This is a genomic window from Acinetobacter sp. VT 511 (genome assembly GCF_001077515.1).
GTDB lineage: Bacteria > Pseudomonadota > Gammaproteobacteria > Pseudomonadales > Moraxellaceae > Acinetobacter > Acinetobacter schindleri.
Genome location: NZ_LFRE01000059.1, coordinates 56,541 through 81,641, shown reverse-complemented (window position 1 = coordinate 81,641; position 25,101 = coordinate 56,541). Strand labels below are relative to the sequence as shown.

25 protein-coding genes and 1 riboswitch are annotated in these 25,101 nt (G+C 44.4%); of the genes, 12 read left to right on the top strand and 13 right to left on the bottom strand.

Annotated features, from left to right (window positions below; genetic code table 11):
* The first annotated feature begins 1 nt into the window (after position 1).
* Positions 2 to 601 carry a dephospho-CoA kinase gene (coaE, locus tag ACS72_RS07560; RefSeq protein ID WP_048881745.1) on the top strand — a complete coding sequence of 200 codons (600 nt, stop codon included), beginning with the start codon at positions 2 to 4 and terminating at the stop codon, positions 599 to 601.
* Between the two features lie 15 nt (positions 602 to 616).
* Here coaE and ACS72_RS07555 read toward each other — a convergent pair whose 3' ends face one another.
* The 3 genes from ACS72_RS07555 to ACS72_RS07545 all read right to left on the bottom strand — a co-directional run bounded on the left by ACS72_RS07555 (position 617) and on the right by ACS72_RS07545 (position 2,772).
* Positions 617 to 1,540, bottom strand: a complete 924-nt coding sequence (locus tag ACS72_RS07555; protein ID WP_081405839.1) for a DMT family transporter — start codon at positions 1,538 to 1,540, stop codon at positions 617 to 619.
* 6 nt (positions 1,541 to 1,546) lie between these two features.
* Positions 1,547 to 2,296, bottom strand: a complete 750-nt coding sequence (rlmB, locus tag ACS72_RS07550) for a 23S rRNA (guanosine(2251)-2'-O)-methyltransferase RlmB (RefSeq protein WP_004810085.1) — start codon at positions 2,294 to 2,296, stop codon at positions 1,547 to 1,549.
* Between the two features lie 152 nt (positions 2,297 to 2,448).
* Complete coding sequence (locus ACS72_RS07545) at positions 2,449 to 2,772, bottom strand: pyrimidine/purine nucleoside phosphorylase (RefSeq protein ID WP_004810087.1); 324 nt, start codon at positions 2,770 to 2,772, stop codon at positions 2,449 to 2,451.
* Positions 2,773 to 3,190: 418 nt separating this feature from the next.
* Between ACS72_RS07545 and recN the strand changes: the two genes are divergently transcribed.
* The 3 genes from recN to ruvX all read left to right on the top strand — a co-directional run bounded on the left by recN (position 3,191) and on the right by ruvX (position 5,958).
* Positions 3,191 to 4,852, top strand: a complete 1,662-nt coding sequence (gene recN, locus ACS72_RS07540; protein WP_048881744.1) for a DNA repair protein RecN — start codon at positions 3,191 to 3,193, stop codon at positions 4,850 to 4,852.
* A gap of 115 nt (positions 4,853 to 4,967) precedes the next feature.
* Positions 4,968 to 5,522 carry a YqgE/AlgH family protein gene (locus ACS72_RS07535; RefSeq protein ID WP_004810091.1) on the top strand — a complete coding sequence of 185 codons (555 nt, stop codon included), beginning with the start codon at positions 4,968 to 4,970 and terminating at the stop codon, positions 5,520 to 5,522.
* The gene (gene ruvX / locus ACS72_RS07530) at positions 5,515 to 5,958 is read left to right on the top strand and encodes a Holliday junction resolvase RuvX (RefSeq protein WP_004810094.1); all 444 of its coding nucleotides are present in this window, start codon (positions 5,515 to 5,517) and stop codon (positions 5,956 to 5,958) included. Before ACS72_RS07535 ends, ruvX begins: the two co-directional genes overlap by 8 nt.
* Before the next feature lie 94 nt (positions 5,959 to 6,052).
* Here ruvX and ACS72_RS07525 read toward each other — a convergent pair whose 3' ends face one another.
* Positions 6,053 to 6,676: an alpha-ketoglutarate-dependent dioxygenase AlkB gene (locus tag ACS72_RS07525; RefSeq protein ID WP_048881743.1), complete on the bottom strand. Its 624-nt coding sequence runs from the start codon at positions 6,674 to 6,676 to the stop codon at positions 6,053 to 6,055.
* Positions 6,677 to 6,826: 150 nt separating this feature from the next.
* On the opposite strand from ACS72_RS07525, the gene ACS72_RS07520 reads away from it, so the two are divergent.
* Complete coding sequence (locus ACS72_RS07520; protein WP_048881742.1) at positions 6,827 to 8,629, top strand: ABC transporter ATP-binding protein; 1,803 nt, start codon at positions 6,827 to 6,829, stop codon at positions 8,627 to 8,629.
* Positions 8,630 to 8,717: 88 nt separating this feature from the next.
* Here the strand turns inward: ACS72_RS07520 and ACS72_RS07515 are convergent, their stop codons facing one another.
* The 4 genes from ACS72_RS07515 to ACS72_RS07500 form a co-directional block, all read right to left on the bottom strand.
* Complete coding sequence (locus tag ACS72_RS07515; RefSeq protein ID WP_249888266.1) at positions 8,718 to 9,674, bottom strand: hypothetical protein; 957 nt, start codon at positions 9,672 to 9,674, stop codon at positions 8,718 to 8,720.
* A 1-nt stretch (position 9,675) separates the two neighbouring features.
* Positions 9,676 to 10,809: a glycosyltransferase family 2 protein gene (locus tag ACS72_RS07510; protein WP_227499361.1), complete on the bottom strand. Its 1,134-nt coding sequence runs from the start codon at positions 10,807 to 10,809 to the stop codon at positions 9,676 to 9,678.
* A gap of 17 nt (positions 10,810 to 10,826) precedes the next feature.
* Positions 10,827 to 11,012, bottom strand: a complete 186-nt coding sequence (locus tag ACS72_RS07505) for a hypothetical protein (protein WP_008306839.1) — start codon at positions 11,010 to 11,012, stop codon at positions 10,827 to 10,829.
* A 483-nt stretch (positions 11,013 to 11,495) separates the two neighbouring features.
* Complete coding sequence (locus ACS72_RS07500) at positions 11,496 to 12,839, bottom strand: TolC family outer membrane protein (RefSeq protein WP_048881740.1); 1,344 nt, start codon at positions 12,837 to 12,839, stop codon at positions 11,496 to 11,498.
* A 293-nt stretch (positions 12,840 to 13,132) separates the two neighbouring features.
* On the opposite strand from ACS72_RS07500, the gene ACS72_RS07495 reads away from it, so the two are divergent.
* The 7 genes from ACS72_RS07495 to ACS72_RS07465 all read left to right on the top strand — a co-directional run bounded on the left by ACS72_RS07495 (position 13,133) and on the right by ACS72_RS07465 (position 19,892).
* Positions 13,133 to 14,173, top strand: coding sequence for a hypothetical protein (locus ACS72_RS07495; protein ID WP_048881739.1), 1,041 nt, complete (start codon positions 13,133 to 13,135; stop codon positions 14,171 to 14,173).
* Positions 14,174 to 14,264: 91 nt separating this feature from the next.
* Positions 14,265 to 14,395, top strand: a riboswitch (TPP riboswitch).
* A gap of 86 nt (positions 14,396 to 14,481) precedes the next feature.
* On the top strand, positions 14,482 to 16,377 hold the full coding sequence (gene thiC / locus ACS72_RS07490; RefSeq protein WP_004810108.1) for a phosphomethylpyrimidine synthase ThiC: 1,896 nt from the start codon (positions 14,482 to 14,484) through the stop codon (positions 16,375 to 16,377).
* A 75-nt stretch (positions 16,378 to 16,452) separates the two neighbouring features.
* Positions 16,453 to 17,076, top strand: coding sequence for an NUDIX domain-containing protein (locus ACS72_RS07485; RefSeq protein WP_004896367.1), 624 nt, complete (start codon positions 16,453 to 16,455; stop codon positions 17,074 to 17,076).
* A 5-nt stretch (positions 17,077 to 17,081) separates the two neighbouring features.
* Entirely contained in the window at positions 17,082 to 17,894 is an 813-nt protein-coding gene (cpdA, locus tag ACS72_RS07480; protein WP_008306841.1) for a 3',5'-cyclic-AMP phosphodiesterase, read from the top strand.
* Positions 17,895 to 18,104: 210 nt separating this feature from the next.
* Positions 18,105 to 18,632, top strand: coding sequence for an RNA polymerase-binding protein DksA (gene dksA / locus ACS72_RS07475; RefSeq protein WP_004810113.1), 528 nt, complete (start codon positions 18,105 to 18,107; stop codon positions 18,630 to 18,632).
* Between the two features lie 2 nt (positions 18,633 to 18,634).
* Positions 18,635 to 19,582, top strand: coding sequence for a tRNA glutamyl-Q(34) synthetase GluQRS (gluQRS, locus tag ACS72_RS07470; protein WP_048881738.1), 948 nt, complete (start codon positions 18,635 to 18,637; stop codon positions 19,580 to 19,582).
* 49 nt (positions 19,583 to 19,631) lie between these two features.
* Positions 19,632 to 19,892: a zinc ribbon domain-containing protein gene (locus ACS72_RS07465; RefSeq protein WP_004896373.1), complete on the top strand. Its 261-nt coding sequence runs from the start codon at positions 19,632 to 19,634 to the stop codon at positions 19,890 to 19,892.
* Here the strand turns inward: ACS72_RS07465 and ftsW are convergent.
* From ftsW to ACS72_RS07440, 5 genes are all read right to left on the bottom strand, one after another.
* The gene (gene ftsW / locus ACS72_RS07460) at positions 19,881 to 21,077 is read right to left on the bottom strand and encodes a putative lipid II flippase FtsW (RefSeq protein ID WP_004810120.1); all 1,197 of its coding nucleotides are present in this window, start codon (positions 21,075 to 21,077) and stop codon (positions 19,881 to 19,883) included. The two genes, ACS72_RS07465 and ftsW, sit on opposite strands and share 12 nt — an antisense overlap.
* Positions 21,078 to 21,097: 20 nt before the next feature.
* Positions 21,098 to 22,444, bottom strand: coding sequence for a UDP-N-acetylmuramoyl-L-alanine--D-glutamate ligase (murD, locus tag ACS72_RS07455; RefSeq protein ID WP_048881737.1), 1,347 nt, complete (start codon positions 22,442 to 22,444; stop codon positions 21,098 to 21,100).
* Positions 22,445 to 22,605: 161 nt separating this feature from the next.
* Entirely contained in the window at positions 22,606 to 22,857 is a 252-nt protein-coding gene (locus ACS72_RS07450) for a DUF6587 family protein (RefSeq protein WP_004896377.1), read from the bottom strand.
* 36 nt (positions 22,858 to 22,893) lie between these two features.
* Positions 22,894 to 24,750 carry a ferrous iron transporter B gene (locus ACS72_RS07445; RefSeq protein WP_048881736.1) on the bottom strand — a complete coding sequence of 619 codons (1,857 nt, stop codon included), beginning with the start codon at positions 24,748 to 24,750 and terminating at the stop codon, positions 22,894 to 22,896.
* Positions 24,747 to 25,007, bottom strand: coding sequence for a FeoA family protein (locus ACS72_RS07440; protein WP_004810128.1), 261 nt, complete (start codon positions 25,005 to 25,007; stop codon positions 24,747 to 24,749). The genes ACS72_RS07445 and ACS72_RS07440 overlap by 4 nt, the downstream gene beginning before the upstream one ends.
* Positions 25,008 to 25,101 lie beyond the last annotated feature (94 nt).

The following is a 25,101-nucleotide window of genomic DNA, read 5'->3' as shown; positions in this document are numbered from 1 at the left end:
TTTGAAATTTACACTAGGTCTGACAGGTGGTATTGGCAGCGGCAAATCTGCTGCCAGTCAATGGTTTGAACAGCATGGTATTGTGGTCGTGGATGCTGATGTTGTGGCACGCGAGATTGTCGAAGTCGGTCAGCCAGCACTGCTACAAATTCAGCAAGCTTTTGGTGACTGGGTATTACAGAAAGATGGAACCTTAAACCGTCGTGCTTTACGCGAACATATTTTCCAATCCAATGATGCCCGTAGAATCTTAGAAAGCATTACTCATCCCGCAATTCGCCAATCGATTATTCAGCAATTACAGGATGCACAAAGTCCTTATGTGATTCTGGTGTCTCCCCTGCTGTTTGAAACCAATCAGCATGAACTTACCGACCATACCTTACTGATTGATGCTTCGATTGAGTTACAGATCCAGCGTGCTGCACAGCGTGATGGTCAAAATATTGAACAGATTCACCGTATTATTGCTGCTCAGATGCCCCGTGAACAAAAACAGCAACTGGCGGATGATATCGTATTAAATGATGGCCATCTGGAACACTTATATGCGCATCTACAGCCTCTACATGAACAATATTTGCAAAGAGCTCTGAACTAACAAAAAAAGCAGTCATCAAGACTGCTTTTTTTGTTCTTCAAGTTTAATGGCCAAACTGTCCTGATGTTGCAGCCAGCGCCATGGCTGCAAGGCACCGATTGCCATCCCGATCAGACCACAGACCATTGCCAGACTCAGCGTTTCATTCAACAAGGGCACTGCCAGAATTGCCGCAATAAAAGGTGCCAGATTGGTAATACTGCCTGCTTTAAATGCGCCAAGCCGCTTAATCGCTTCCACATAGGTTAGGGTTGCAATGATGACTACAAACACCCCGTGGAAAAGTGTTTGAAACAATAAATGTTGTGGCTCAGGTACAGTTAAATTTTTAGGTAAGAACAGTAAATAAATCGGCACATACACCACAGCCGACCAAATTGCCACGCCACACATGGCTTGCCAGGCAGACAGTTGATATTTACGTAACAACACCGTAAATATCCCCCATAAAATCGCACTGATGAAAAACAGGACATCCCCTGCCCCAAAGGCCACACCTGTTTCCTGATACATTAGTACGCTCATCAGACACAGCACCCCGATCATAATGCTCAGACTGATCCAGGTATGTTTATCAAAAGCCTGATTCATCAGAAAATAAGCCATCACTGCGGTACACAACGGTATGCAGCCATTCAAGAAAATGGCGGCATGGGCAGTCGGCGCGTAATGGAATGCGCTATAAGCAAACAGGCAATATACCACTCCACCGATCATAGCCAGGATAAAAGATTCTTTTTTCAGTAAAAAAGAAGCCTCTTTACGATAGATTAAAATCGGCATGAGAATCAGAAAAGCCAGAGAGAAGCGTAGTGCGACGATATCCCAGGCACTGATCTGCCAGATTGCATTCAGGCGAGCGGTTAAAGTAAAACCACCCCAGATACACATGGTCGTTAAGAGGAAAAAATAACCTTGTGCACGTGTGGATAATCTCATCAGGGATTAAGCATTACGCTGACGGCAAGCTTCATATAAAGCCATACCTGTTGCCACACTGACATTTAAACTTTGCAAGTTGCCTGCCATCGGAATATAGACCGTTTGATCACATTGACTTTGCGTAATTGGACGCAGACCGGTATCTTCCGCCCCCATTACCACGCAGACACCAGTACCAGTAAAATCAAATTGCTGAATTGGTAATGCTTTCTCATCCAGCATAGTCCCCACAACGCGGACATTAAAGTCATCTTTGATCTGCCCCAGAGTACGTGCCAGATTAGTGACCTGAATAAATTTAACTTTCTCGGCACCACCGGCTGCGACTTTACGCGCTGTCGGTGTCAAACTTGCAGAACGGTCACGTGGCACGATTACAGCCACGACACCCATGGCTGCTGCTGTACGGATACAGGCACCGAGATTATGCGGATCAGTAACCTGATCAAGTGCCAGCAAAAGTGCTTGCGAATCTTGTTTTAAAAGCTCTTCTAAATCTTTTTCATTTAAAGTTGGATGCGGACGCACTGCTGCTACCACCCCCTGATGGAACGGCAAACCTGCCAGTTTTTCCAGTTTGTCGCGACTAGCCTGTTGCACACTAATCCCAAATGGCTCAGCAAGCTCTAATACACGCTTTAAGCGCTGATCATCACGACCTTTCAGAGTAAACAGCGTCAGGACGCGTTCAGGCTCAAGCTCCAGTAATGACTCAACTGAATGTACGCCATAAAAATACTCAGGTTTAGCCATGAACGACCTCTAAATTAATTTGGGAAATATGCTGCAAAAGAAAAATCCTGCAAAGCCAGCTTCACAGGATTCCTGTATAAATGAAGTTTAACCGATTCGGCAGAAAATTTCCTGATCAGCTTCAGTCCGGTTAGGGAGATGAAATAATAAAATCAGCCTTCAAAATGACAAACGTAATCTAATACATCATCAGTTTCGATTTTAAAACGGCTATTGCCTGGCACGTAGAAAGACTGACCAGCACGGAACAGTTCGCTTTCTTCACTATCTGCAATCTGCACACGGCACTCACCGGAAATGATTTCCATACGCTCAGGTACATGTGTTTCAAATGTAAGTGGGGTTTCAGTCGGTAGAATGACTCCCAGGGTTTTTTTCGTACCATCTTCAAACTGAACCACATGGCTGATGCACAGACCGCCAAAATATACATTTGATTTCTTAAGTACTGAAACATGGTCAAACTGAGCTGACATCCGTTTATCTCCAGAGCACGGGTTTTATAATATTGGAATGGCTGTAGTTTAAATGCGCATTCCTAACTAATCAATCGAAGTTTGCCTAGCTCAGCTTAAAATTTTCTGTATATATTTTGTACATATATTCAATAAGCAAATATATAAAATAAAGTGATTTAAAGGAGGATGAACAATTCTGCAATGCAAAATCAAATTTAGTAGGATTCGCTGAACTGTAGGGAGTAATCACTTTTATGGGAAGATTGACCTGCTTTAGTCGTGCATACTGACAATACTACAAAATCTGCTTGTATCATTGACCATAATATAAGATAGAATCAAAGGGTTTCATCCTGATTTATAATGACATACATGATCTGATCCATATCAGATCCTACTTGATTTCAATCAAACTTTTCGCAGCTTGGATGCGTGTATGCTGACACATTTAACTCTGATCAATTTTGCCTTAGCTGACCACCTGGCCATTGATATTCATCAAGGTTTTAACGTGCTCACCGGCGAGACCGGCGCTGGTAAATCTTTGTTGCTGGACGCCCTCTCGGCCTGTCTGGGTGAACGCACCGATACCAACTATGTGCGCTATGGTTCAGAAAAAGCCGATGTGACAGCAACCTTCAGTTATCAGGATAATAGTCCCGAAGCGCTTTGGCTAAAAGAACATGAACTGGATGATGAGTCGGGTGAAATCCATCTACGTCGGGTGATTTTTGCTACGGGACGTAGCAAGGCATGGATTAATGGCCGTCCAAGCAGCCTGTCTGAACTGAAAGAAATTGGCCGTTTGCTGGTACAACTGTATAGCCAGCACAGCCAGCAACAGCTACTGGAGCCGCCTTACCCGAAACACTGGTTGGACCGTTATTATAATTTTTATGAGCCCGCCCAGGCAGTTCGTGATGCATACAGTACCTGGCATAAAAATATCCGCCAGCATCAGGCTGCGCTTGATGCTCAAGCCACCCGTAAACAGCGCATGGAAACACTGGAACTGCAGCTCGAAGAACTTGAAGATGTAGTACAGATTGATTATCAGGAAATTGAACAGGAATTTGATCGTCTCTCTCATCATGAAGCGATCATGCAGGACTGTGTCTATAGTCTGAATGGCCTGGATGAAGCGGAACAGAATATTAATCAGGAGCTTTCCTCTATCCTGCGTCGTGTAGAATCCCATGCTGGTCGCAGTGAGCAGCTTTCTGAAATCCACACTTCTTTGCTCAATGCGCAGAGTGAAATTGAAGATGCTACAGCCAACCTGCGTCATTTTATGGATCGTCAAAGTTTTGATCCTGAACGTATGGAAGAGCTGAATTCACAACTTGAAGTGTTTCACCGTCTGGCACGTAAATACCGTACCCAACCCGAATTATTGAAGGAAGAGTATGAAACCTGGCAGGCTGAACTAGCGCAATTGCATCAACTCGAAGATCCAGAAACATTAGCGGAACAAGTTGAACTTTCTTATCAGGAGTTTTTGGCCAAAGCACAGCATCTGGATGAGATTCGTCGTGAAGCAGCTGGTCCATTGGCGAAACAACTGACGGAACAGGTCAAACAGCTCGCCCTGCCAGAAGCCTATTTTGAATTTAAATTTGAACCGCTCGATGAACCAAACAGTGAAGGCTTGAGCTTTATTCAGCTGCTATTTACTGCCAATAAAGGTATTCCGGCACAGCCACTGGCACGTGTGGCATCCGGTGGTGAACTGTCCCGTATTGCACTGGTAATGCAAGTGATGAATGCTGAAAAAACTGAAGCTGAAGTTCTGGTCTTTGATGAGATTGATGTCGGCATCAGTGGGGGTACGGCGGAAATTGTGGGACGTCTGTTGGCCGATCTGGCGCAGCATGTACAAATTCTGTGTATCACCCATCAGGCACAGGTCGCAGCACAGTCTGATCAGCATCTGCTGGTGAAAAAGCAGCAAACCGATCCGGCTAGCAGCACAATTCTTGATCTAGAAGAAGATGAACGTATTCAAGAGCTTGCACGAATGACAGGCGGTGTGGAAATTAATGAAACAACACTGCAACACGCGCGTCAGTTACGTCAGCTAAAGTTTCAGCATGTTTAAAAATATTACAATGCTCACAAAAAACTGTTGGTGAATTAACAAAGCTCTAGTAAGTTAAAGGTGAAGATCACACGATTTCTTTGCCAAGAAATTGATTTTAAGGAGAAGCTTTTCGGTGAACAAACAATATTTGACACACCGTTGTCTGATTGCTCCACCAGAAATGCGTGACGATTTTTTTGCCAACACGGTCATTTATCTCGCACGACATGACGAAGATGGAGCGCAAGGCATCATTATCAATCGACCTGCAGGCATTCAGATCAAAGAATTATTGAATGATCTTGAAATCGAAGCAGATAATGTCAATCCTCATGAAGTGTTGCAAGGGGGCCCATTGCGACCTGAAGCCGGTTTTGTGCTGCACACCGGTCAGCCTACCTGGCATTCTTCAATTGCCGTCGGTGAAAATGTCTGTATTACCACATCCAAGGATATTCTAGATGCCATCGCCCATAACCAAGGTGTCGGACGTTACCAGATTGCACTTGGCTATGCCAGCTGGGGTAAAGGCCAATTGGAAAAAGAAATTGCCAAAGGTGAGTGGCTGATTTGTGAATCGGATATGGATTTAATTTTTAATTTACCTTATGACGACCGTTGGGATGCTGCCTATAAAAAGATGGGCGTAGATCGAAACTGGTTGTCTTCTGAGATTGGACATGCCTGATGTAAACGCGCCACAGATGATTATGGCGTTTGACTTTGGTACACAAAAAATGGGCATGGCGGTTGGACAATCCCTGATTGAAAGTGCCAATCCTCTTGCCTTGTTCCCGATGAAAGATGGAATTCCCAACTGGGATACATTACTGAAAATCGTCAAGCAATATCAACCGACTTTATTTTTAGTCGGTCTACCGCTGAATATGGATGATACAGAATCTGAACTTTCTGCGCGTGCACGCAAATTTGCCCGCCGTTTACGTCATCAAACCAATATTGAAACCTTGATGGTCGATGAACGTCTTACTACACGTGAAGCGCGGGATGAATTAGAGAGTTATCAGACTCAAGGCCGGGCTAAAAAGTTAGCGGCTGACAGTATTGCAGCAGCGCTATTTATTGAAAGCTGGTATCGACATCCGGTCGGAGTGAATCCTTAAAATAAAAAGCATCCAAATGGATACTTTTCTAAATGGATAGGCGAAACAAGAAATCTTAAATAAATACGCATGTAATCTTGCTCCTTCTATATCTCTAATTTTCGGGATAAAAATAGCGAAAGGTCAGATTGATCCGTGGTGTAATGACTTTAGTGGTCTTGGTAATCTGATGTTTCCAGAACTGCTGGGTTTGCCCACGCATCACAATCAGCTGCCCACTTTGAAGCAGCAACTCTACCAGATTCCCAGTATAGTTATGCTTAAAACGCATTTTCCGGGTAGCACCAAAACTTAAAGAAGCAATGACAGTTTCATGCTGTCTTGACATCAAACTGGCTTCATTATCACTATGCCAGCCCATGCCCTGCTGACCATGTTCATACAGGTTGGCCAGACAGGAATTAAAGGGATGACCTACCTGCTGTTCAATATGCTGTTTCAATCTCAATAATGCTGGCTGCCAGATATGGGCTTTCTTCAAGCTGCCCGAATAATGGTATTGGTAATTTGCATCACCATACCAGGCAATTTTACGGGCAGTGACATGGTGCTTGCCAAAAAGGAAAACCTCATCCTGCTCCCAAGCCAGATGCTGCAAAAAATAGTCGAGATATTTCTGACTTTGCTCTCCATTTAAAATCAGACCATGGTCTTCTACTACCCCGTCACAGGGCAAAAGATTGGTTTGAGGCTGGGGCGAAAACAAATCCAGTGTCATGTCAGTTTCATTCTCTTTAGAGCTTTTATCCTGTCATTTTCGCTTTCTGCACACAACTAAAATTGCACAAATCAATACAAATCAGCTTCTTGTGAATGATCATTCAGGGGCATAAACTTGTTTTAACTTTCACAATAAAAATAATACTGCATGGATCTTTGGCAACTCTTTCACAAGCTGCGTCCCTTTGTCCGTCCTTACCGGCTGCTGGTGATTGCGACCCTGATATTGACCCTGATCGGTTCATTTACCGCTCAGGTCAACGCGATCACTTTGCAATATGCAGTCGACAGTATCAATAAGCTGCTTGAAGCAGGTGAAGGACTGAATGAGGGCTGGCATATCCTGATTACCATTTCAGCGATCTTGCTGGTGAAAGAAGTGATTAATGCTTTCGTCCAGTTTGGACAAAAATTCTATGGGGAAAAGTTGCGAATTTTTGTATCTCAGGATCTGGCACAAGGCATTATTGAAAAGTTTCTGACCTATCGATTGGCTTTTTTTAATCAGGACAATAACCAGGCCGGCAAATTGCAAACCCGTATTGACCGTGGTATTAGCTCACTGACGCGTCTGGTGCAGATCTTCTTTATTGATATCCTGCCGCTATTTACCAGCGCGATTGTAGCTTTGGGCCTGATGTACTATGCCAATATTTATGTGGGGATGGTAGCCACGGCGATTGTACCAATTTACTTCTGGCTGACCTACAAACAGGCACAAAAACTGGGCGGCTGGCGCCGTAGTTTAAGAGACGGTCGCGAGAAAAAGAGTCAGGGCATTCTCAGTATTATTAACTCGATAACCGTAATTAAATCCTTTAACCGTGAGTCGATTGAGTCCGAAAAGCAGCTCGGCCTACAGCGTGAACTGACCGATAATCAGATGAAAACCCGTCAAACCAGTTTTCTGTTTGATGGTCTGAAAACCTTTATTGAGCAGATTGGCATCGTCCTTATCATTATTCTGACCGCTTATTTTGTGCTTGCTGGTCAGATGAGTATTGGCATGATCATGTATCACGTGCTGCTGTTTAATAATGTCTCGGCACCGATCCGTTCATTGCACCGGATTTATGATGAAGTTAATGATGCCATGATCTATTCCGAGAGCTTCTTTAATATTCTGGAAGCAGATCATGAAATTGAATCCAGTGGACAGCAGAAACCACCTGTTCAGGGCAAATTTCAGCTGAGCCATGTCGAATTCTATTATCCGAATGGACACCATGCCCTAAAAGATATCAACATGGAAATCCGCCCTAACAAGATCACTGCGCTGGTCGGTTTATCGGGTGCGGGTAAATCGACTTTGATTAGTTTACTGGATAAATTTTATGAACCGCAGCAAGGCAAGATCACCTTGGATGGTATTGATCTTCAGGATTATGACACCCAGTATTTACGTGATCATATTGGCTTGGTTCTACAGAAAAATCATATTTTTCAGGGCACGATTTTTGACAATATCCGTTATGGCAAGATCAGTGCCAGTATGCAAGATGTCATTGAGGCCGCACAGAAAGCTTCGATTCATGAACAGATCTTACAGTTGCCCAATAGTTATGATTCCGATGCCTTGCAGCTTTCTGGTGGACAGCAGCAGCGCATTGCCTTGGCACGCATGTTCCTGAAAAATCCGCCGATTATTTTTCTGGATGAACCGACTGCCAGCCTGGATGCCATTGCTGCTGAACAGATCAAGCAGAGTCTGGATCAGATCAAGCAAGGTCGTACCGTGATTATTATCTCGCATAGCCTGTCGCAGATTATTGATGCGGATTATACCTACGTGATGAAAGAAGGCGCGATTGCTGAACATGGCGAGCATGATCAGCTTTATCATCAGGACGGCGTGTATAAGCAAATCTTTGACGCGATGGCAAAGAGCCTCAATATTGAAAAGATTGCGAGGACCTTTGAGGAAGATGCAGAAGAGGAAACACATAGTTAAAAAGCTGAAAAAGTTCTATTCCCTCAAACATAGATCTAAAGAAAAAGCGGCCTAATAGACCGCTATTCAGCAAACCAGTTCACTTTGCCTAAAAGCGTAAAATCCACTCACCTCGAACATAACGATAGTTATAATCTGGCCCATAGAAAGAAGCACTGCGGTTATATCCGGCATTCAGGCGTAAAAACTGCTCACTACGTACAGGACTTTGTAAGTTCAATTCAAATAATCGTGTGTTCTGACTAGCATCATCATTAATTTTTTCACGGCCTAGCCCGGCAGTAATACCGGTGGTCCATCCGGAAATACGTTTACGCCAGCCGATAGCAAACATACTTTCTTGATAATCTTTCGGATTGAAGTACTCGCCCCCTACATCCGTCTCACTACTGCGATAAGTGCGATATCGGGCTTGCAATGTCAGGCCTAGGTCAAGTGAAGGCTGATAGATAAGCCTAACTCGGCCATGATCACGGCGGTTATCATCTGAAAAGAGCTGTGAACCCGCTACTCCTACTACGGTGACATGATCTCCCAGACCTTGATCCAGTGCAGCGCCCACAAAAGTAAAATGTGTTCCATGTTCTAAAGCAGCTTGGGTTTCAACCCAATCTCGGTTAGCAAAAACTTCAATAGCTGTCTTTTCTGCAAGAAGCGTACGATAACTACCATCGAAGGCTAATAAAGTATGATCACCTTGCTCGAATAGCCCCGCTTCTAAGACCCAGCCATTAGCGGTAGCAGATTCAATATCACGTCCAATAAATGAGATCTTCTGACCATCTTGTTTCCAGTCATCAGCTCTATATTGATAAGCACTGCCACGTACCCCTAAATAATGATCAGCATCTTCATATTGAGGCAAAAATTCTGCTGATAATTTACGAGTCTGGAAACCTTCGCTATCGTCACTGAAAAAGAATTCAGTTCCAGCCGCATGCTCTTTTCCAATTTTCTCTTCTTGTAATACATCTGCATAATTACTGGTACTCGTCATACTAATGATTAAAGCAACACCATACAGACAGATTTTATAACTTCTCATTTTATTTTGTCCCCCAGGTTTTTCTTGTTCTGAAAACTTCATCCAGATATCCTAAAATACTGGCGGGTTGTAGCAAAAAACTATAGGTCAGCACATACAGTAAGAAACCAACAAAATTTTTTCTTACTTTGAGATCTAAATCTTTAAACATGCTCCGCTCAATCTTGTAATTAAGTAGACCAAGTAGGAATGCCAGTGGCAATAGTGCAAGAGTCATAATCCCAACGATCCAATAGTGTCCAAAGCATGCCAAGATGAGCCCCGGGATAAAGCCAAAAGTAAAAGCAATATCTAACCAGGGAAAAAATAAATTCCAATGAATAAAAAATGTAGACAATCTTGGTTTAATTAAAATAGTGGGATGTTTAATAAAGGCTTCGATCATACCACGTGCCCAACGCTGACGTTGTTTGACAAAGACTTTAAGAGTCATGGGTGCATTGGTAAATAAACAGGCATCCTCACAATGCCCAACACGATAGCCTGCTTTTAATAAAGCCCAGGTCAGCACAATATCCTCACCTACACATTCAGGCCACCCTCCCACCTCAATTAATGCATCACGGTCATAAATAGAAAAAGCACCTTGAGCAACTAGGGTTCCTTGATATAAAGATTGCAAACGTTTAGTAGCAGCGATGCCCAGAAAATAATCCCATTCCTGCACCTTGGTAAGCATATTTTCACGAGAATTACGCACCAGAATCTTGCCAGCCACAGCACGTGTATTAGGGGGATCTAACTTGTAACGCTCAACAATATTAATCAATGCCACTTTATGTAAATAAGAGTCAGCATCAACGGTAATGATAAGAGCATGTTCGGCAATTTTTAAACCTTGATTTAATGCATTGGCTTTACCTGCATTTTTCTTTAAATCCAGCAAGGCTAGCCAAGGATATTTGGCTTCAGCCTGTCGAACAATATCTGCTGTATTATCTTGGGAGCCATCATTGATAACGATTACTTGTAATGGTCCTGGATATTTTTGCAGAGCAATACTGACCAGTGTATCTTTAATTGAGGCAGCTTCATTATAGGCAGCAACCAGCATTGTAATCCCAGGATAAACGGGTAAAGGTTCTCGCTTCGGTCTTCGATCCATCAGCAGACTAAAAGCTGCAAATGAATTCATAAAACCAGGAATAATAGCTATACCATATACGAAAAAATAGCCGCAAATTGACCAATATAATTACTCAGATCATCTATCCAATCTTGAGCGATCCATATTGAAAATCCTGCCCAGAAGCAGGCACCAATAAATGCTACAACGAACTTAAGCTGTACAGTAAAGTAAAGCCCAGACCCTGCTTTTTTATTTTCATCTATGATCATAGATTTTTTCTTCAATGCGTGAATTTGCTTAATAGGATGCCTAAACCATCCTAAATAGAATTGATTATGTGATCAGAAGAAATGCGGGTATTTTTCTTATATAAATATCTGCTGCATTAAATATGCCTGCGTGAATTCAAGAACTACTTCACACTTTCAAGGGAGATTGGATCACATTTCGCACAATTGTACGCTTTTTTGTATTATTTTTTATTAAAAAATATATTTTTTGTAACTTTTACATTGGTTTATTGCTTAAAAATTATTAACATTTAAATGATTCACTATCTTAAACAAATAATTAGGATTTCATTTTTATTAATTTATAATAAAAATTTACTATAAATCGACATCTCATTATAGCTTTATTTACCTAGAAAATTAACGCTGCATCGAACCGTATTAGAGAGAAATCCCCCCTGTCCTAAAGCACTGCAATAATGAAAGTAGGGTGGCAATCTATTCAAAAGAGCTTGCTAGATTTTAGTTATATTCTACTAGCCAGGCATTCATTTCCGCTAGCTGCTGTTCATTGAGCTGCCCTACTGAGGCCTGCAACTGCAGCACATGAATCAGGTAATCATACTTAGCATTCAGATAATCAGTTTTGGCAGAAAAAGCATTACGCTGTGCCAGCAGCACATCCACCATAGCTTTCAGCCCTTCCTGATATTGTGCTCGGGATGCTTGGGAAACAATTTCTGCTGATTCCATTGCCGCCTTGCGGGCATTCAGCTTGGCTTCATCTGTTTCCACCTGTAGATAAGACTGTTTCACATCGGTATTGGCTCTACGCATCGCAGCATCCAGCTGGGCATCGCTACGCTGCACCAGCACCCCTGCTTTTTGGATATTCTTGCTGGTACGGCCACCGCTAAACAGATTCCAGTTGACCTCTACTCCGACCTGATCAAAGTCTCCATTAGAAGATAAAACGGTTTCTGGCGTCTGTTTCAAATAACCATAAGTTGCCACTGCTTCAACTTGCGGATAGCGTGCTGCTTCTTCAACACGTTTGGCATCTTCGGAATAACGTTTTTGCAGACGAGCCTGTAGAATTTCCAGGTTCTGGCTTTGTGCCAGTTCGGTCCAGGACTGGATATTGGCTGGTAATGGTTTCTGGAACTGGAAATCATTGCGTAGGACCGCCAGATTATCCTGATAAGGACCAATTAACTGCGCCAGTTGCTCCTGTGCCAACACCAACTGTACTTGTGTGGCGATTCGGTTGGCTTGGGCACTTTGATATTGGGCATTGGCTTCGCTGACATCACTGCGTGCAACCAGACCTTCTTTGAGTTTGGCATTCATCATGCGCAACTGTTCAGCCAGCGCCTGCTCTTCCTGCAAATATGCACCAGTGAGGGATTGCTGACGCAGTACATTAAAATAAGCTTCCGCTACCTGCAAAATATGCTGCTGCTTCTGCAGACGCAAATTGACTTCACTCAGTTCTACTGAGGTTTTGACCTGCTTGTAGCCTTGCCAGGCATCCCAGCGAAACAAAGGTTGACGCGCAGTCACAGCAATCTGTCGGGTGGTTGTACTTGAACCCTGTAATTCCCCAAATTCCGCAGGCAAGCCTTGTGTTCCAGAATTATCAGTCGACTGGTTTTTTCGGGTCACATTTCCCGACAGGCTTACAGTTGGAAGTAAATTGCCGCTGGCAATTCCAAGATTCAGCTGGTCGGCTTCATATTGCAGTACATTGGCCTGCCAGTTTGGATCATTTTGTTTGGCACGTTCATACGCCTCAACCAAGTCCAGTGCCCATCCGGCAGAACTTGAACACAATAGGCTGGCACTAAGGATGAATTTTATCTTCATTTATAATGTGAATCCCTAACTGCTGTATCGTCATACATAACGAAATATAGCCAAATGCTTGAATCTTAAAGTGATACAAATATTACTTGTCTATTCCTAAACTTACGTATGATTTTTATTAATTTTTTTAATTCAAATAAGTGAACTTATCCTATATTGATTCACATTTTTGAATCGATGACAACAGCTTAACAAACAGCTTCACAATACTAAACAGTCTGTTGGCACAAGATGTATACAATAGGCGCATTCCCCGCTGTTATTCATTATTTGTATCAGAGCATAGAGTTATAGTGTCTACACGTTTTTCCTCAATTTTAGTTGCCAGCTGCCTTGCCCTGTTGCTGTTGCTGATGCTTGCCTGTCAGCAGCCCAAACAGCCGCAGGTCGAAATTGAGCCTGCTGAAACCAGTGTCAAGAAAAATACTGCAACTCAAGATTTTAGCCTAATGTGCCAGAATATTGAAAAACAGATGGCTGAAATTGATGACCAGCGCACGACTTTTGCGCTTGAGCAGATCAATCAGAATCTTAAAGTGTGTCTGCCACTGTTAGAGCATAAACAGCAAAAAAACCTGATGCGTCATGCCAATGCCATGTATAGCCGTTTCCTGAAAGTTGAAAGAACACCAGCCCAGCAACGTGCATTTGAACAATATGCGCTGGAAATGGCTCAACATCCGACCATTCAGCAAAGTCATTTTGTTGAACTGACTGCACGTGACCAGTACCTGCTTAAACATAAGGGACAAGCATATGTCGAAGTGGTGGAGCAAGGAGAACAGCAACTGACTTATCGTCGTAGTCCTGAATATTTGGCTCGTATCTTTGCACCTTATCTCCCGGCAGCAGAACGTGCTTTTATTGAAACTTTATCTCAGCAGAATCTTGAACCAGTATTCACGCAACAACGCTTAATGATTGAACCTGCTGAAATTGCTGCGCGTATTCTGGACTGGGAGGATTATCTCAAGCGTTTTCCGCAAAGCCCTTACCAAAAGGATGCTGAATATCTGCTACAGCAATATAATTATTTCCTGTTTCATGGCATGAATAGTGCGCCAATTTCCCAGGATTATCGGGATCGTTATGCCGTTGATCATAGCCATCTGGAAACCATTATCGGTCTGTCTAAAGGCAATGAAGGTGGCATCACTTCCAAGGCACAACGCTTTCTAGAATTTCTGGATATGAATGAAGAGCAGCGCAAACAGGTGCTTGACAGCGAATATCAGAACCGTTCAACCTGGGAACAGATTGCACATTATTCCGGAATTCAGATGCCAGCCCAAGACTATAAAAAAGACTGTTTCAGGGACGCCATCTGTTTATAACAGCCTTTTTCCCTGAAATCTTTACTGCATATTTCTGCTAGAAAGTAGCGAATCACGTCTACTTTTTATCCCCTAACTATTATATGATCGCCTGAGCTTGACGGAGCGCGAGTAATCACTCGCTGAGATCACCAAAATAGCCTTTTAGAGTGCAATTTGATGGTGAGTACCGTTGAACCTGATCAGGTTAAGACCTGCGTAGGAATCAAGCCTCTAAAAACTTAAAGCCCTCTTTCTATCTATAAGATAGATCCGCCTGCGTTTTTGGTCGTGCTTGATTCGTTGATGTCATTCTAAGGATCATTGCCATGAACCAATTAACGAATCTCTCCACTCCCGCAACCGATGCTCATCATGAGCAGGAAGCTCGAGATCTCACCCGTATTTTACCAGCTTCCCGCAAAGTCTATATTCAAGGTTCACGCCCTGATATTCAGGTGCCAATGCGTGAAATCTCACTGACAGATACGCCGACTGGCCTGGGCGGTGAAAAAAATCTACCTTTAATGGTGTATGACACGTCTGGTGCTTATACCGATCCTGCAATCACGATTGACCTGAACAAAGGTCTGCCGCATGTACGCGAAAGCTGGATTGAACAGCGTGGTGATAGCGAAGTACTAGAAGACTTAAGTTCCGAATTTGGTCGCCAGCGCCTACGCGATATCCGTACTGCCAATATCCGCTTTGCACATATTCAAAAACCCCGTCGTGCCAAACGCGGTCACAATGTCAGCCAGATGCACTATGCCAAGCAAGGCATTATTACACCGGAAATGGAATACATCGCCATCCGTGAAAATCTGCGCCAGCGTGAAGGTGTTGATATGCGCCAGCATGCCGGACAGAACTTTGGTGCGAAAAACCTGACTGAAATCACACCAGAATTCGTGCGTCAGGAAGTTGCAGCGGGTCGTGCCATTATTCCAGCCAATATCAACCACCCTGAATGCGAACCGATGATCATCGGGCGTAATTTCCTGGTCAAGATTAATGCCAACATCGGTAACTCGGCACTGGGTTCATCGATTGAAGAAGAAGTTTCAAAAATGACCTGGGCAACCCGCTGGGGTGCTGACACGATTATGGATTTGTCTACAGGTCAGAATATTCATGAAACCCGCGAATGGATTATCCGTAACTCCCCTGTGCCAATCGGTACTGTGCCAATTTATCAAGCGCTGGAAAAAGTGAATGGCGTAGCCGAAGACCTGACCTGGGAAATCTTTAAAGATACCCTGATTGAGCAGGCCGAACAGGGCGTGGATTACTTTACGATTCATGCTGGCGTGTTATTACGTTATGTCCCACTGACTGCGAACCGTCTGACCGGGATTGTATCCCGTGGTGGTTCAATCATGGCGCAGTGGTGTCTGGCCCATCATCAGGAAAACTTCCTGTACACGCACTTTGATGAAATCTGTGAAATCATGAAAGCCTATGATGTCTCATTCAGTCTGGGTGATGGTCTGCGTCCGGGCTGTATTCAGGATGCCAATGATGAAGCGCAATTCTCCGAGCTACGTACTTTAGGTGAACTGACCCATCGTGCCTGGGAACATGATGTACAGGTGATGATCGAAGGTCCAGGCCATGTGCCAATGCATATGATCAAGGAAAATATGGATCTGCAACTGGAAGTCTGCAAAGAAGCGCCTTTCTATACATTGGGACCACTGACCACCGATATCGCTCCGGGATACGACCATATTACTTCAGCCATTGGTGCCGCGATGATCGGCTGGTATGGCACCGCGATGCTATGTTATGTGACGCCAAAAGAACATTTGGGTCTGCCAAATAAAAAGGATGTGAAAGACGGTATCATCACCTACAAGATTGCCGCGCATGCAGCGGATCTGGCCAAAGGCCATCCGGGTGCACAGGCACGTGACAATGCCCTATCCAAAGCCCGTTTTGAGTTCCGTTGGGAAGACCAGTTTAACCTGAGTCTGGATCCGGATACGGCGCGCAGCATGCATGATGAGACCATGCCGAAAGAGGCACACAAGTCAGCGCATTTCTGTTCGATGTGTGGTCCGAAATTCTGTTCGATGAAGATCACCCAGAATGTGCGGGATTATGCGAATAATCAGAAAAATGCACAGCAGGCAGCAGAGCTCGATCCAGAGGTTGAAGCAGGTCTTAACAGCATGAAAACCAGCTTCATTGAAAGTGGTCGAAATTTATATCATAAAGTCTAATTCCCACTGAAAATCAGTTGTTTTTGCTAAAAACTCAGATAGGATGAAATAAATGTTTTCATCCTTTTCTGATTTATGAAGATTATTCAGCAAGCGTCCTATAACTATAATGATGTCGACCTGCAACAGCGCGAATATCTGTATCAAGGATTCGTGAAAGTCGAAAAAGTGCAGCTGAGTCATCGTCTTTTTGAGAGCAAGGAATATATTCCTCCGATTCAGCGTGAACTGATTGCGCGGCGTCCTGCAGCTGGGGTGCTGATTTATAATGACCAACAACAAAAATTTGCCTTGATCGAGCAGTTCCGTATTGGTGCACTGGATGATACCGATTCCCCATGGCAGTTAGAAATCATCGCCGGGGTTTTAGATGGTGATGAATCTCCAGAGCACTGCATCCGTCGTGAAGCACTGGAAGAATCTGGCTGTGAAATCCAGGAGTTGCAACATCTGTATAGTTTCTATCCTTCAGCGGGTGCCTGCTCTGAACTGTTCCACCTTTATGTGGCTCAGGCAGAACTGCCTGAACATGGCGGTGTACATGGCATGCCGGATGAAGGGGAAAATATCCAGCTGCATATTTTTGATTATGCCCACCTTCCAGAATTATTCCGTTATAACCGCCTCAAAAATGCGCCCGTCATTATGGCATTACAATGGTTACAGCAACATATCTCAACAGCCTATCCAAAGGAGTAGATCAGATGACACAGACCTCTACTCCTGCATCTGAAAAAGTCTGGACGCTCATCCAGATTTCAGACACGCATCTGATGGACCAGCCTGAGCTTGAATTTGCCCGCATGAATCCGGAGCAAAGCTTTTTAGAGGTCGTACACGACATTCAGCACCGTTTTCCGCATATTGATGCGGTGGTACATACCGGAGATCTGGCCCAGGTTGCAGCAGAATCTACCTATCAACGTTACTTACAATTTATGCAGGCCTGGAATGTGCCGCATTATCAGATTCCGGGTAATCATGATGATTATCTCGCTATTTTCCCTTTTTATAAAAATAGTGATGAAGCGCATGCGATTAGCTTTGGTTGCTGGACGTTAATTCTGCTCAACAGTGCTGTAAAAGGCCGGGTCGATGGCTGGGTAGAACAAAAACAGCTGGATCAGCTGGAACAGTTATTGCTTGAACATAGCAAGCAGTATGTGATCGTGGCCTGTCATCATCATCCTTTTGCGATGCAATCACACTGGATTGACCAGCATCGGCTGAAAAATTCAGAAGCATTGAAAGATGTGATTGCACGACATACCAATGTCAAAATGGTGCTATTTGGACATGTGCATCAGGATTCTGAAAATGAATGGCAGGGCGTACGCTATCTGTCTACCCCTTCAACCAGTGTACAGTTCAAACCCTTGAGCGAAAATTTTGCCTTAGACCAGGCGCAGCCCGGCTATCGCGTATTACAATTAAAAGACAATGGTGAGTACCAGACTTACATTCAAAGGGTAGTTTTAAAGCAAGCTAAAATTAATACTGAAATTTCAGGTTATTAACTTTTCAATTTGTTTTTTTTGCTTTACTTTATTGCTCTTAAAGGAAACGTGATATCTACAATCCCGCCATCAAAGACTATCAAAACGCATAAAAAGTCTATATGATGACGACCCCCATAGGAGGATAATCCTTCTTCGGGGTGGATAAAAATTTGCATATCACCATATTTTTTGCGTAGTTACCTACGCATATGATGAGGAATGCCCTAAATGGCGAATGACAACCAAAATCAAGTCTTAGATGAACAAACTGATGTGGTAGATGAAAAAGCTACAAAACGTGTGCGCAAATCTAAGCCAAAAACGACTGAAGGTGGTTCTACTGCTAGCTTATTTGGTATCGAACCTTATCAACCGAAAAAAAATGAAGAATACATGTCTGAAGGTCAGCTTGAGCACTTCCGCCAGATTCTGCTGGCTTGGAAAGCTGAGTTGATGACTGAAGTTGACCGTACGCTGAATACCATGCAAGACGAAAATACGGCACTTCCAGATGTAAACGACCGTGCAACACAAGAAGAAGAATTTGCGATTGAACTACGTACCCGTGATCGTGAACGTAAACTGATCCGCAAAATCGAACAGTCTATCGAAGCAATCAAAAATGATGACTACGGTTTCTGTGAAACTTGTGGTATCGAAATCGGTCTGCGTCGTTTAGAAGCTCGTCCAACTGCGACTTTGTGTATTGACTGTAAGACCCTTGCTGAAATCAAAGAGAAGCAAAATAACGGTTAATCGTGACTGTTGAGAATTCCTCAGCCGAGCACAGCTCCCTTGCGGAGCATGCTCCTCATGCGCAGCGGCGAAACGATGTTTCGCTAACTCGCTACTCAGGTCGGTTCGCGCCATCGCCAACCGGCCCTTTACATTTTGGTTCCCTCATTACTGCAGTCGCCAGCTACTGCGATGCCCGTGCCCATCAGGGTCAATGGCTGGTTCGTATTGAAGATACCGACATTCCCCGCATTTATCCCGGTAGTGAAGATCATATTCTTCGTGCCATGGATGTCTTTGGTTTCGATCCCGATGCCGCAATCATTTTTCAGAAAGACCGCCTGGACATTTATGATGCTGTGATTGAACAGCTACGTCAGCAGGGTCTAGTTTATGCCTGCCAATGTACGCGCAAGATGCTCGGTTCCAATCATATCTATCAGGATACCTGTCGTGATTTAGGCTTAGCTTTCGGACATCAGGCGATTCGCTTAAAAGTTGAAGATGTCGAAATCTGTTTTGATGATCCGTTGCAAGGTCATCATTGCTCTAATCTTAAGCATGATCTGGGAGATTTTGTCCTGAAGCGCCGTGATGGCATCATTAACTATCAGCTGGCAGTCGTGGTGGATGATTACCTGCAAGGCATAACTCATGTGGTACGTGGCGCGGATCTGCTGGATAATACCGAACGTCAGATTTATCTAGGCCAATTGCTCGGCTACCCTCGTCTGCAGTATATGCACCTGCCACTCGCAATGAATGATCAGGGTCAGAAACTCTCTAAACAGAATCTGGCGCAAGCACTGGATTTAACTCAGGCGCCGCAATTATTAAAACAGGTACTTAAAGCTTTGCACCAGGCTGAAGTTGAACTGGACACTCCGGAAAAAATGCTGAAACAGGCAGTGGCACAATGGAATATCGAACGGATTCCACACACAACTGAGCTACAAGGCTACTATTTATAAAGGGCTGTTTTGGCTTAAGCTAAAGAAAAATTCAGGTGGAAGTCAGTCTATGTTTTTTATTTTTGGTGTTGGACCGAAAACCAAAGTCATCGAAAAAAGTCAGTTCTTATGTCCAGTGTGCCGAACCCGAGCCGGTTACGAGCTGAGACAGCAGCGTAATTATTTTTCCTTATTCTTTATTCCCTTGATTCCCCTGTCGAAAGCCAAGGATGCTTTTGTGCGCTGCAATCACTGCGGTACGGTCATGCCAAGCACAGTTCTCGACCATGCCCAGCCTGACTCGAACCGTCAGTCTAATCTAGAAGCTTGATTCCTCACGGCTTGGATTACTTTCACGAGTCGTGGCATCAATCTTGAGAATCAGGCTGATCATCATGGCACACATAATCAGCGAAGAACCACCATAACTGATAAATGGCAGGGTCAAACCCTTGGTTGGCAGCATGCCCATGTTCATGCCTGCATTCACCAAAACCTGTAACAGGAAAATAATACTGATGCCATATGCTAGATAGCCAGCACGCAGGTAATGATTTTTCAGGGCACGATGACCAATGCGAATACAGCAGACAATCATGCTGAAAGACAGAATCAGAACGATCGCAATGCCCAGAAAACCGAATTCCTCACCCAGAATTGCCAGCATAAAATCGGTATGCGCTTCAGGTAGGTAAGACATTTTCTGAATACTGTGTCCCAGACCGACACCCGTCCATTCTCCACGACCAAAAGCCATGAGCGCATTGGATAGCTGATAACCCGTACCCAGCGGATCTTCCCAAGGATTCGAGAAAGACAGGAAACGCTGCAGACGATATGGCTCAAAAGCAATTGCAGCGATCAACGCGCCAATAATGACGCCGAAGGCCAGACCAAACTGGTTCCACGGTGCACCTGCCAGGAAGAATACCCCAAGCATGGTTAACGTGATGACCACAGTTGCCCCCAAGTCCGGCTCAAGCATAACCAACAGGATGGTTGCCCCCATGATGATACTTAAGCGTCCCAAACCGGAAATCTTGTTACGTACCTCTTCAGCACGACGTACTACGTAGTCTGCGGTGAAGATTGCCATCATTACCTTCGCTACTTCGGAAGCCTGTAAGGTAAAGCCAGCAAGACGAATCCAGCGCTTGGAACCATTGACTTCAGTACCGACCAGTAATACTGCCAATAGCAGCAGAATGGTCACAAACCATAAAAAGAAAGTACTGTTAAACCAGCGATTTAAAGGAATCTTATAAGTAGCATAGGCGACTGCTGCCCCAGCCCCGATCGAGATGGCATGTCGGGTAATATAGTGAAAGGCATTGCCATTAATTCGTTCTGCATACGGCATCGAAGCGGATGCCACCATGATTGAACCAATACACAGCAAAGCCAATACACAGAAAATCAGCACATTACGTGGATTAACTTCAGCGGGTAACTTAGGTAGCCACTGCTCGTAGATTTGAGTAATTTTATTGATCGCAGTCTGAGCAAACTCAGCCATATCACGAATCCTTGTTGTTCTTAATTAAGTGCGTTGACATACGCAACGAACTGATGGCCACGCTCAGGATAGCCTGAGAACATATCAAAACTTGCACATGCCGGAGACAATAGCACGACATCATGTGGCTGGGTATTGCTCTGGCAGATTTCTACTGCTTCCTGCAGGCTTTCCGCATGCACAAGTGTCGTGGTTCCTTCAATTGCTGCTTCAATGATTGGACGATCTACACCAATCAATACCGCTACCTTCGCGTATTTAGACAATGAATTACGTAAAGCAGTGAAGTCCTGGCCTTTGCCCTCGCCACCAAGAATGATTGCCACTTTCCCACCTTGTGCTTCGATCGCCGCACCTAGACCGTCTAAAGCTGCCAGAGTCGCACCGATGTTGGTACCTTTAGAGTCGTTATAATAACGCACACCATTAACTTCTTTGACAAATTCACAGCGATGTTCCAAACCTTTAAAGGTTTTTAGTGTTTCCAGCATGCTGTCTATTGGCAAGCCAATTGCTTCACCTAAAGCCAAACAGGCCAAAGCATTCGCGACATTGTGCGTGCCTTGAATATACATGTCAGAACTTTTCAATAAACGTTCGCGTCCACGCGCTAACCAGATCGTGCCATCCGTGTCACGTAACACGCCGTACTGGTTTATATCAGGTGCATTTAAACCAAAGCTTTGCATTGGCGTTACATCCGGAACCAGTGGACGAGTCAGTGAATCATCGCGGTTATACACCACTTTTTTGACACCCTGGAAAATACGGTGTTTTGCTGTGTGGTAGCCCATCATGTCACCGTGACGATCCAGATGGTCTTCACTCATATTTAGCACGACTGCCACTTCAGCATTCAGATTCGACGTGGTTTCCAGCTGAAAACTTGAAAGCTCTAAAATATAAAGTTCAGGATTATCTTTGGTCAGATCCAGCGCAGGACGGCCAAGGTTGCCACCAACGGCCACTTTCTTACCTACATCTGCGGCCATCAGGCCAATTAATGTGGTGACGGTACTTTTGGCATTTGAACCGGTAATCGCAACAATGGGTTTATCGGTAGAACGGCGCAGAATCTGGATTTCACTCACCACCGGAATACCTTTGGCAATCGCTGCCTGAATTTCAGGAAGTTTCGGATCAAGCCCCGGACTGATGACGATTTCTTCTGCTGATAGCAATAATTCCTGGTCAAATTTACCAAAGCTGGTTTGTACTTCGGCAGGAATCTGGTCATGCCCCGGTGGATTTGCCCTGGAGTCTGTTACTGCAACGCGGTAGCCCTTGTCATGTAAGAAATTGACTGCTGCAACACCTGAAATTCCAAGTCCTGCAACGACCTTAAGTCCACCACGTTGTATTAACATTTTTGCCTCATGTTCTGGTCTAATTTGAAACTTTTGAAATGTTAGCACTTTGCCGTTTTGAATGCTTTTTCTGTTTCATCTTTCTGCAGATTTTTTTGTATATTGCATAAAAAAGCCATCATAAAAATGATGGCTTTTTCACTTTTAATTTTGCTGGAAAATTATTTCCATTTCACTGCTTGCTGAGCAGGCTTTTTCTCTGCTGGCTGCTCGGATGCCGGACAGGCACAATTGCCTCCACAGCCACTGGCCATCGCAGGTTTTAACCATTTCGCCAGCTTATGCCAGCCTTGGGCTTCACAAGCATTGGATAGCTTCAGGAAGACCGAGCGTGAAGTATTCGGAAATACCTTCTTAAATACCACCACTGCACTCCAAAGCACCAGTGCCGTCACAATCAGAATTTCAATCATCTCAATCTCCCCTTCACTGTGCTGTTTCAGTCAGTATTAACCGAAATAGTGTGAAGCAATCTGATAAGTCAGGAATGACATGATATATGCCAGACCAAACAGATAAACTGTCATAAAGCCCACAGTTTTCCATGAACCTGTTTCACGTTTTACTGTTGCCAGAGTTGCCAGACAGTGTGGTGCATAGATAAACCAAACTAGTAACGATAAACCGGTTGCCAGTGTCCAGCCTAATTCACCGCCACCGCTAATCAAAGCTGCAAGCCCTTCAGACATCGCATCTTCATCAACTGCTGACAAGGCATAAACTGTACCCAGTGCGGCCACAACCACTTCACGAGCTGCCATTGCTGGAATCAGCGCAATACAGATCTGCCAGTTAAAGCCCAACGGTGCAAAGATCGGCTGGATAAAATGACCAATCATCCCGGCAAAGGAATAATCAATATCTGGTAACGTGGCACCTTCAGGCGGTTGCGGGAAGGTACACAGGAACCACAGCAGAATCGACAATGCGAAGATGATGCCACCCACACGCTTCAAGAAGATCTTGCCGCGATCCAGCAGACCAATCCAGACGTTCTTGATATCTGGAAAACGATAACTTGGTAGTTCCATTAGCAGCATATGCTCTGATTTGTCTTTGCTGAAAAACTTCAACACAAACGAAACAATCAGCGCACTTAGAATGCCTGCCATATACAGAGCAAACAGCACCAAGCCTTGCAGGTTAAAAATACCCCAGACCGACTGTGATGGAATAAATGCGGCAATCAGCAATGCATATACCGGCAGACGAGCCGAACAGGTCATCAAGGGCGCTACAAAAATTGTGGTCAAACGATCTCGTGGATCACTAATGGTACGTGACGCCATGATGCCCGGGATTGCACAGGCAAAGCTGGACAATAATGGAATAAAGGCACGACCGGAAAGACCGGCTTTATACATCAATTTATCCAGCAGGAATGCAGCACGTGGCAGATAACCGGATTCTTCCAATACCAAGATAAAGAAGAACAGGATCAGAATCTGAGGCAGGAATACCACAACGCCGCCGGCACCGGCAATAATCCCATCTACGAGCAGACTATTCAGCAAAGGATGGGCAATGTTGTCTCCGACTACCTCACCGAGCCAGCCGAAAAAGGTTTCAATCCCATCCATGAAGGGTGCTGCCCAGGCAAATACCGCCTGGAAGATCACGAACATCATCACCGCCAGGCTAAGCAGACCGAGTACCGGATGCAGGAAAATTTTATCCAGAAAATCGGTGCGCTTGTCTTCCTGATCTACAAAGTTCACCACATCTTTCAGGATGCTTTCAACTTTGTGATGACTGTCACCGCTTAAGCCAGTCATTTCAGTCTCTGGAACAGCATATTTTCCCTGATCCAGTGCATTCATCAGGTTCTCAACACCTGACTTGCGCACCGCAACCGTTTCAGCAACGGGTACACCTAAACGCTCGGACAATTTCTGGGTATTGATCTGCATCCCACGACGGCGTGCTTCATCCATCATGTTCAGAACGAGTAACACCGGACGGCCGAGCTGGATCATTTCCAGAACCAGACCGAGATGCAGTTTCAGATTGGTGGCATCGACCACGCACAGGAATGCATCCTGCTGTTCTTCATCTGCAATTTTGCCCTGTACAACATCACGGGTAATCGCTTCATCCGGACTGGTAGCATCCAGACTATAAGTCCCCGGTAAATCCAGTACACGCACAGCCTTGCCCGATGGCAAAGTAAAGTGACCGACTTTACGTTCTACTGTCACTCCGGCATAGTTGCCGACTTTTTGACGCGTACCTGTTAAATGGTTGAATAATGAGGTTTTACCACAGTTAGGGTTACCGACAAGGGCAATACTTAAGGCATCACTCATGCCGACACTCCAGCTTCAATTTCAATTTTGGCTGCCTCTGACTTACGCAGGGCAAAACGGGTAAAACCGACCTGAATTAAAATCGGATCCCCACCAAAAATACCTTTGGTAATGACCTGCACTTCTGTGCCAGGCACAAAACCCAACGTTTCCAGGCGACTCGCCACGACATCGTGTTGAGCGCCCTCGCCATCAGTAGTTCGATTAACCTTTCGAATGATAGCTGTTTGCTTCACTTTCAAATCCGACAAACGCACCGCGAAAATTCCTAAACTCTTTTGTACAGTATACAAACAAATGAGAATAATTAACAAATAAGATTAATTACAAACCGATTTAGCTTATATCACA

What these genes read in the sequence shown, in the direction of transcription:
- ftsW (WP_004810120.1), bottom strand. Translation starts at nt 21,077, where the DNA reads ATGGCTGAGTTTGCTCAGACTGCGATCAATAAAATTACTCAAATCTAC.
- ruvX (WP_004810094.1), top strand. Translation starts at nt 5,515, where the DNA reads ATGCCTGATGTAAACGCGCCACAGATGATTATGGCGTTTGACTTTGGT.
- ACS72_RS07445 (WP_048881736.1), bottom strand. Translation starts at nt 24,750, where the DNA reads ATGAGTGATGCCTTAAGTATTGCCCTTGTCGGTAACCCTAACTGTGGT.
- ACS72_RS07505 (WP_008306839.1), bottom strand. Translation starts at nt 11,012, where the DNA reads ATGATCATAGATGAAAATAAAAAAGCAGGGTCTGGGCTTTACTTTACT.
- ACS72_RS07525 (WP_048881743.1), bottom strand. Translation starts at nt 6,676, where the DNA reads ATGACACTGGATTTGTTTTCGCCCCAGCCTCAAACCAATCTTTTGCCC.
- ACS72_RS07485 (WP_004896367.1), top strand. Translation starts at nt 16,453, where the DNA reads ATGAAGATTATTCAGCAAGCGTCCTATAACTATAATGATGTCGACCTG.
- ACS72_RS07520 (WP_048881742.1), top strand. Translation starts at nt 6,827, where the DNA reads ATGGATCTTTGGCAACTCTTTCACAAGCTGCGTCCCTTTGTCCGTCCT.
- ACS72_RS07450 (WP_004896377.1), bottom strand. Translation starts at nt 22,857, where the DNA reads ATGATTGAAATTCTGATTGTGACGGCACTGGTGCTTTGGAGTGCAGTG.
- ACS72_RS07555 (WP_081405839.1), bottom strand. Translation starts at nt 1,540, where the DNA reads ATGAGATTATCCACACGTGCACAAGGTTATTTTTTCCTCTTAACGACC.
- rlmB (WP_004810085.1), bottom strand. Translation starts at nt 2,296, where the DNA reads ATGGCTAAACCTGAGTATTTTTATGGCGTACATTCAGTTGAGTCATTA.
- murD (WP_048881737.1), bottom strand. Translation starts at nt 22,444, where the DNA reads ATGTTAATACAACGTGGTGGACTTAAGGTCGTTGCAGGACTTGGAATT.
- recN (WP_048881744.1), top strand. Translation starts at nt 3,191, where the DNA reads ATGCTGACACATTTAACTCTGATCAATTTTGCCTTAGCTGACCACCTG.
- ACS72_RS07500 (WP_048881740.1), bottom strand. Translation starts at nt 12,839, where the DNA reads ATGAAGATAAAATTCATCCTTAGTGCCAGCCTATTGTGTTCAAGTTCT.
- ACS72_RS07515 (WP_249888266.1), bottom strand. Translation starts at nt 9,674, where the DNA reads ATGAGAAGTTATAAAATCTGTCTGTATGGTGTTGCTTTAATCATTAGT.
- thiC (WP_004810108.1), top strand. Translation starts at nt 14,482, where the DNA reads ATGAACCAATTAACGAATCTCTCCACTCCCGCAACCGATGCTCATCAT.
- dksA (WP_004810113.1), top strand. Translation starts at nt 18,105, where the DNA reads ATGGCGAATGACAACCAAAATCAAGTCTTAGATGAACAAACTGATGTG.
- ACS72_RS07510 (WP_227499361.1), bottom strand. Translation starts at nt 10,809, where the DNA reads ATGAATTCATTTGCAGCTTTTAGTCTGCTGATGGATCGAAGACCGAAG.
- ACS72_RS07545 (WP_004810087.1), bottom strand. Translation starts at nt 2,772, where the DNA reads ATGTCAGCTCAGTTTGACCATGTTTCAGTACTTAAGAAATCAAATGTA.
- cpdA (WP_008306841.1), top strand. Translation starts at nt 17,082, where the DNA reads ATGACACAGACCTCTACTCCTGCATCTGAAAAAGTCTGGACGCTCATC.
- ACS72_RS07465 (WP_004896373.1), top strand. Translation starts at nt 19,632, where the DNA reads ATGTTTTTTATTTTTGGTGTTGGACCGAAAACCAAAGTCATCGAAAAA.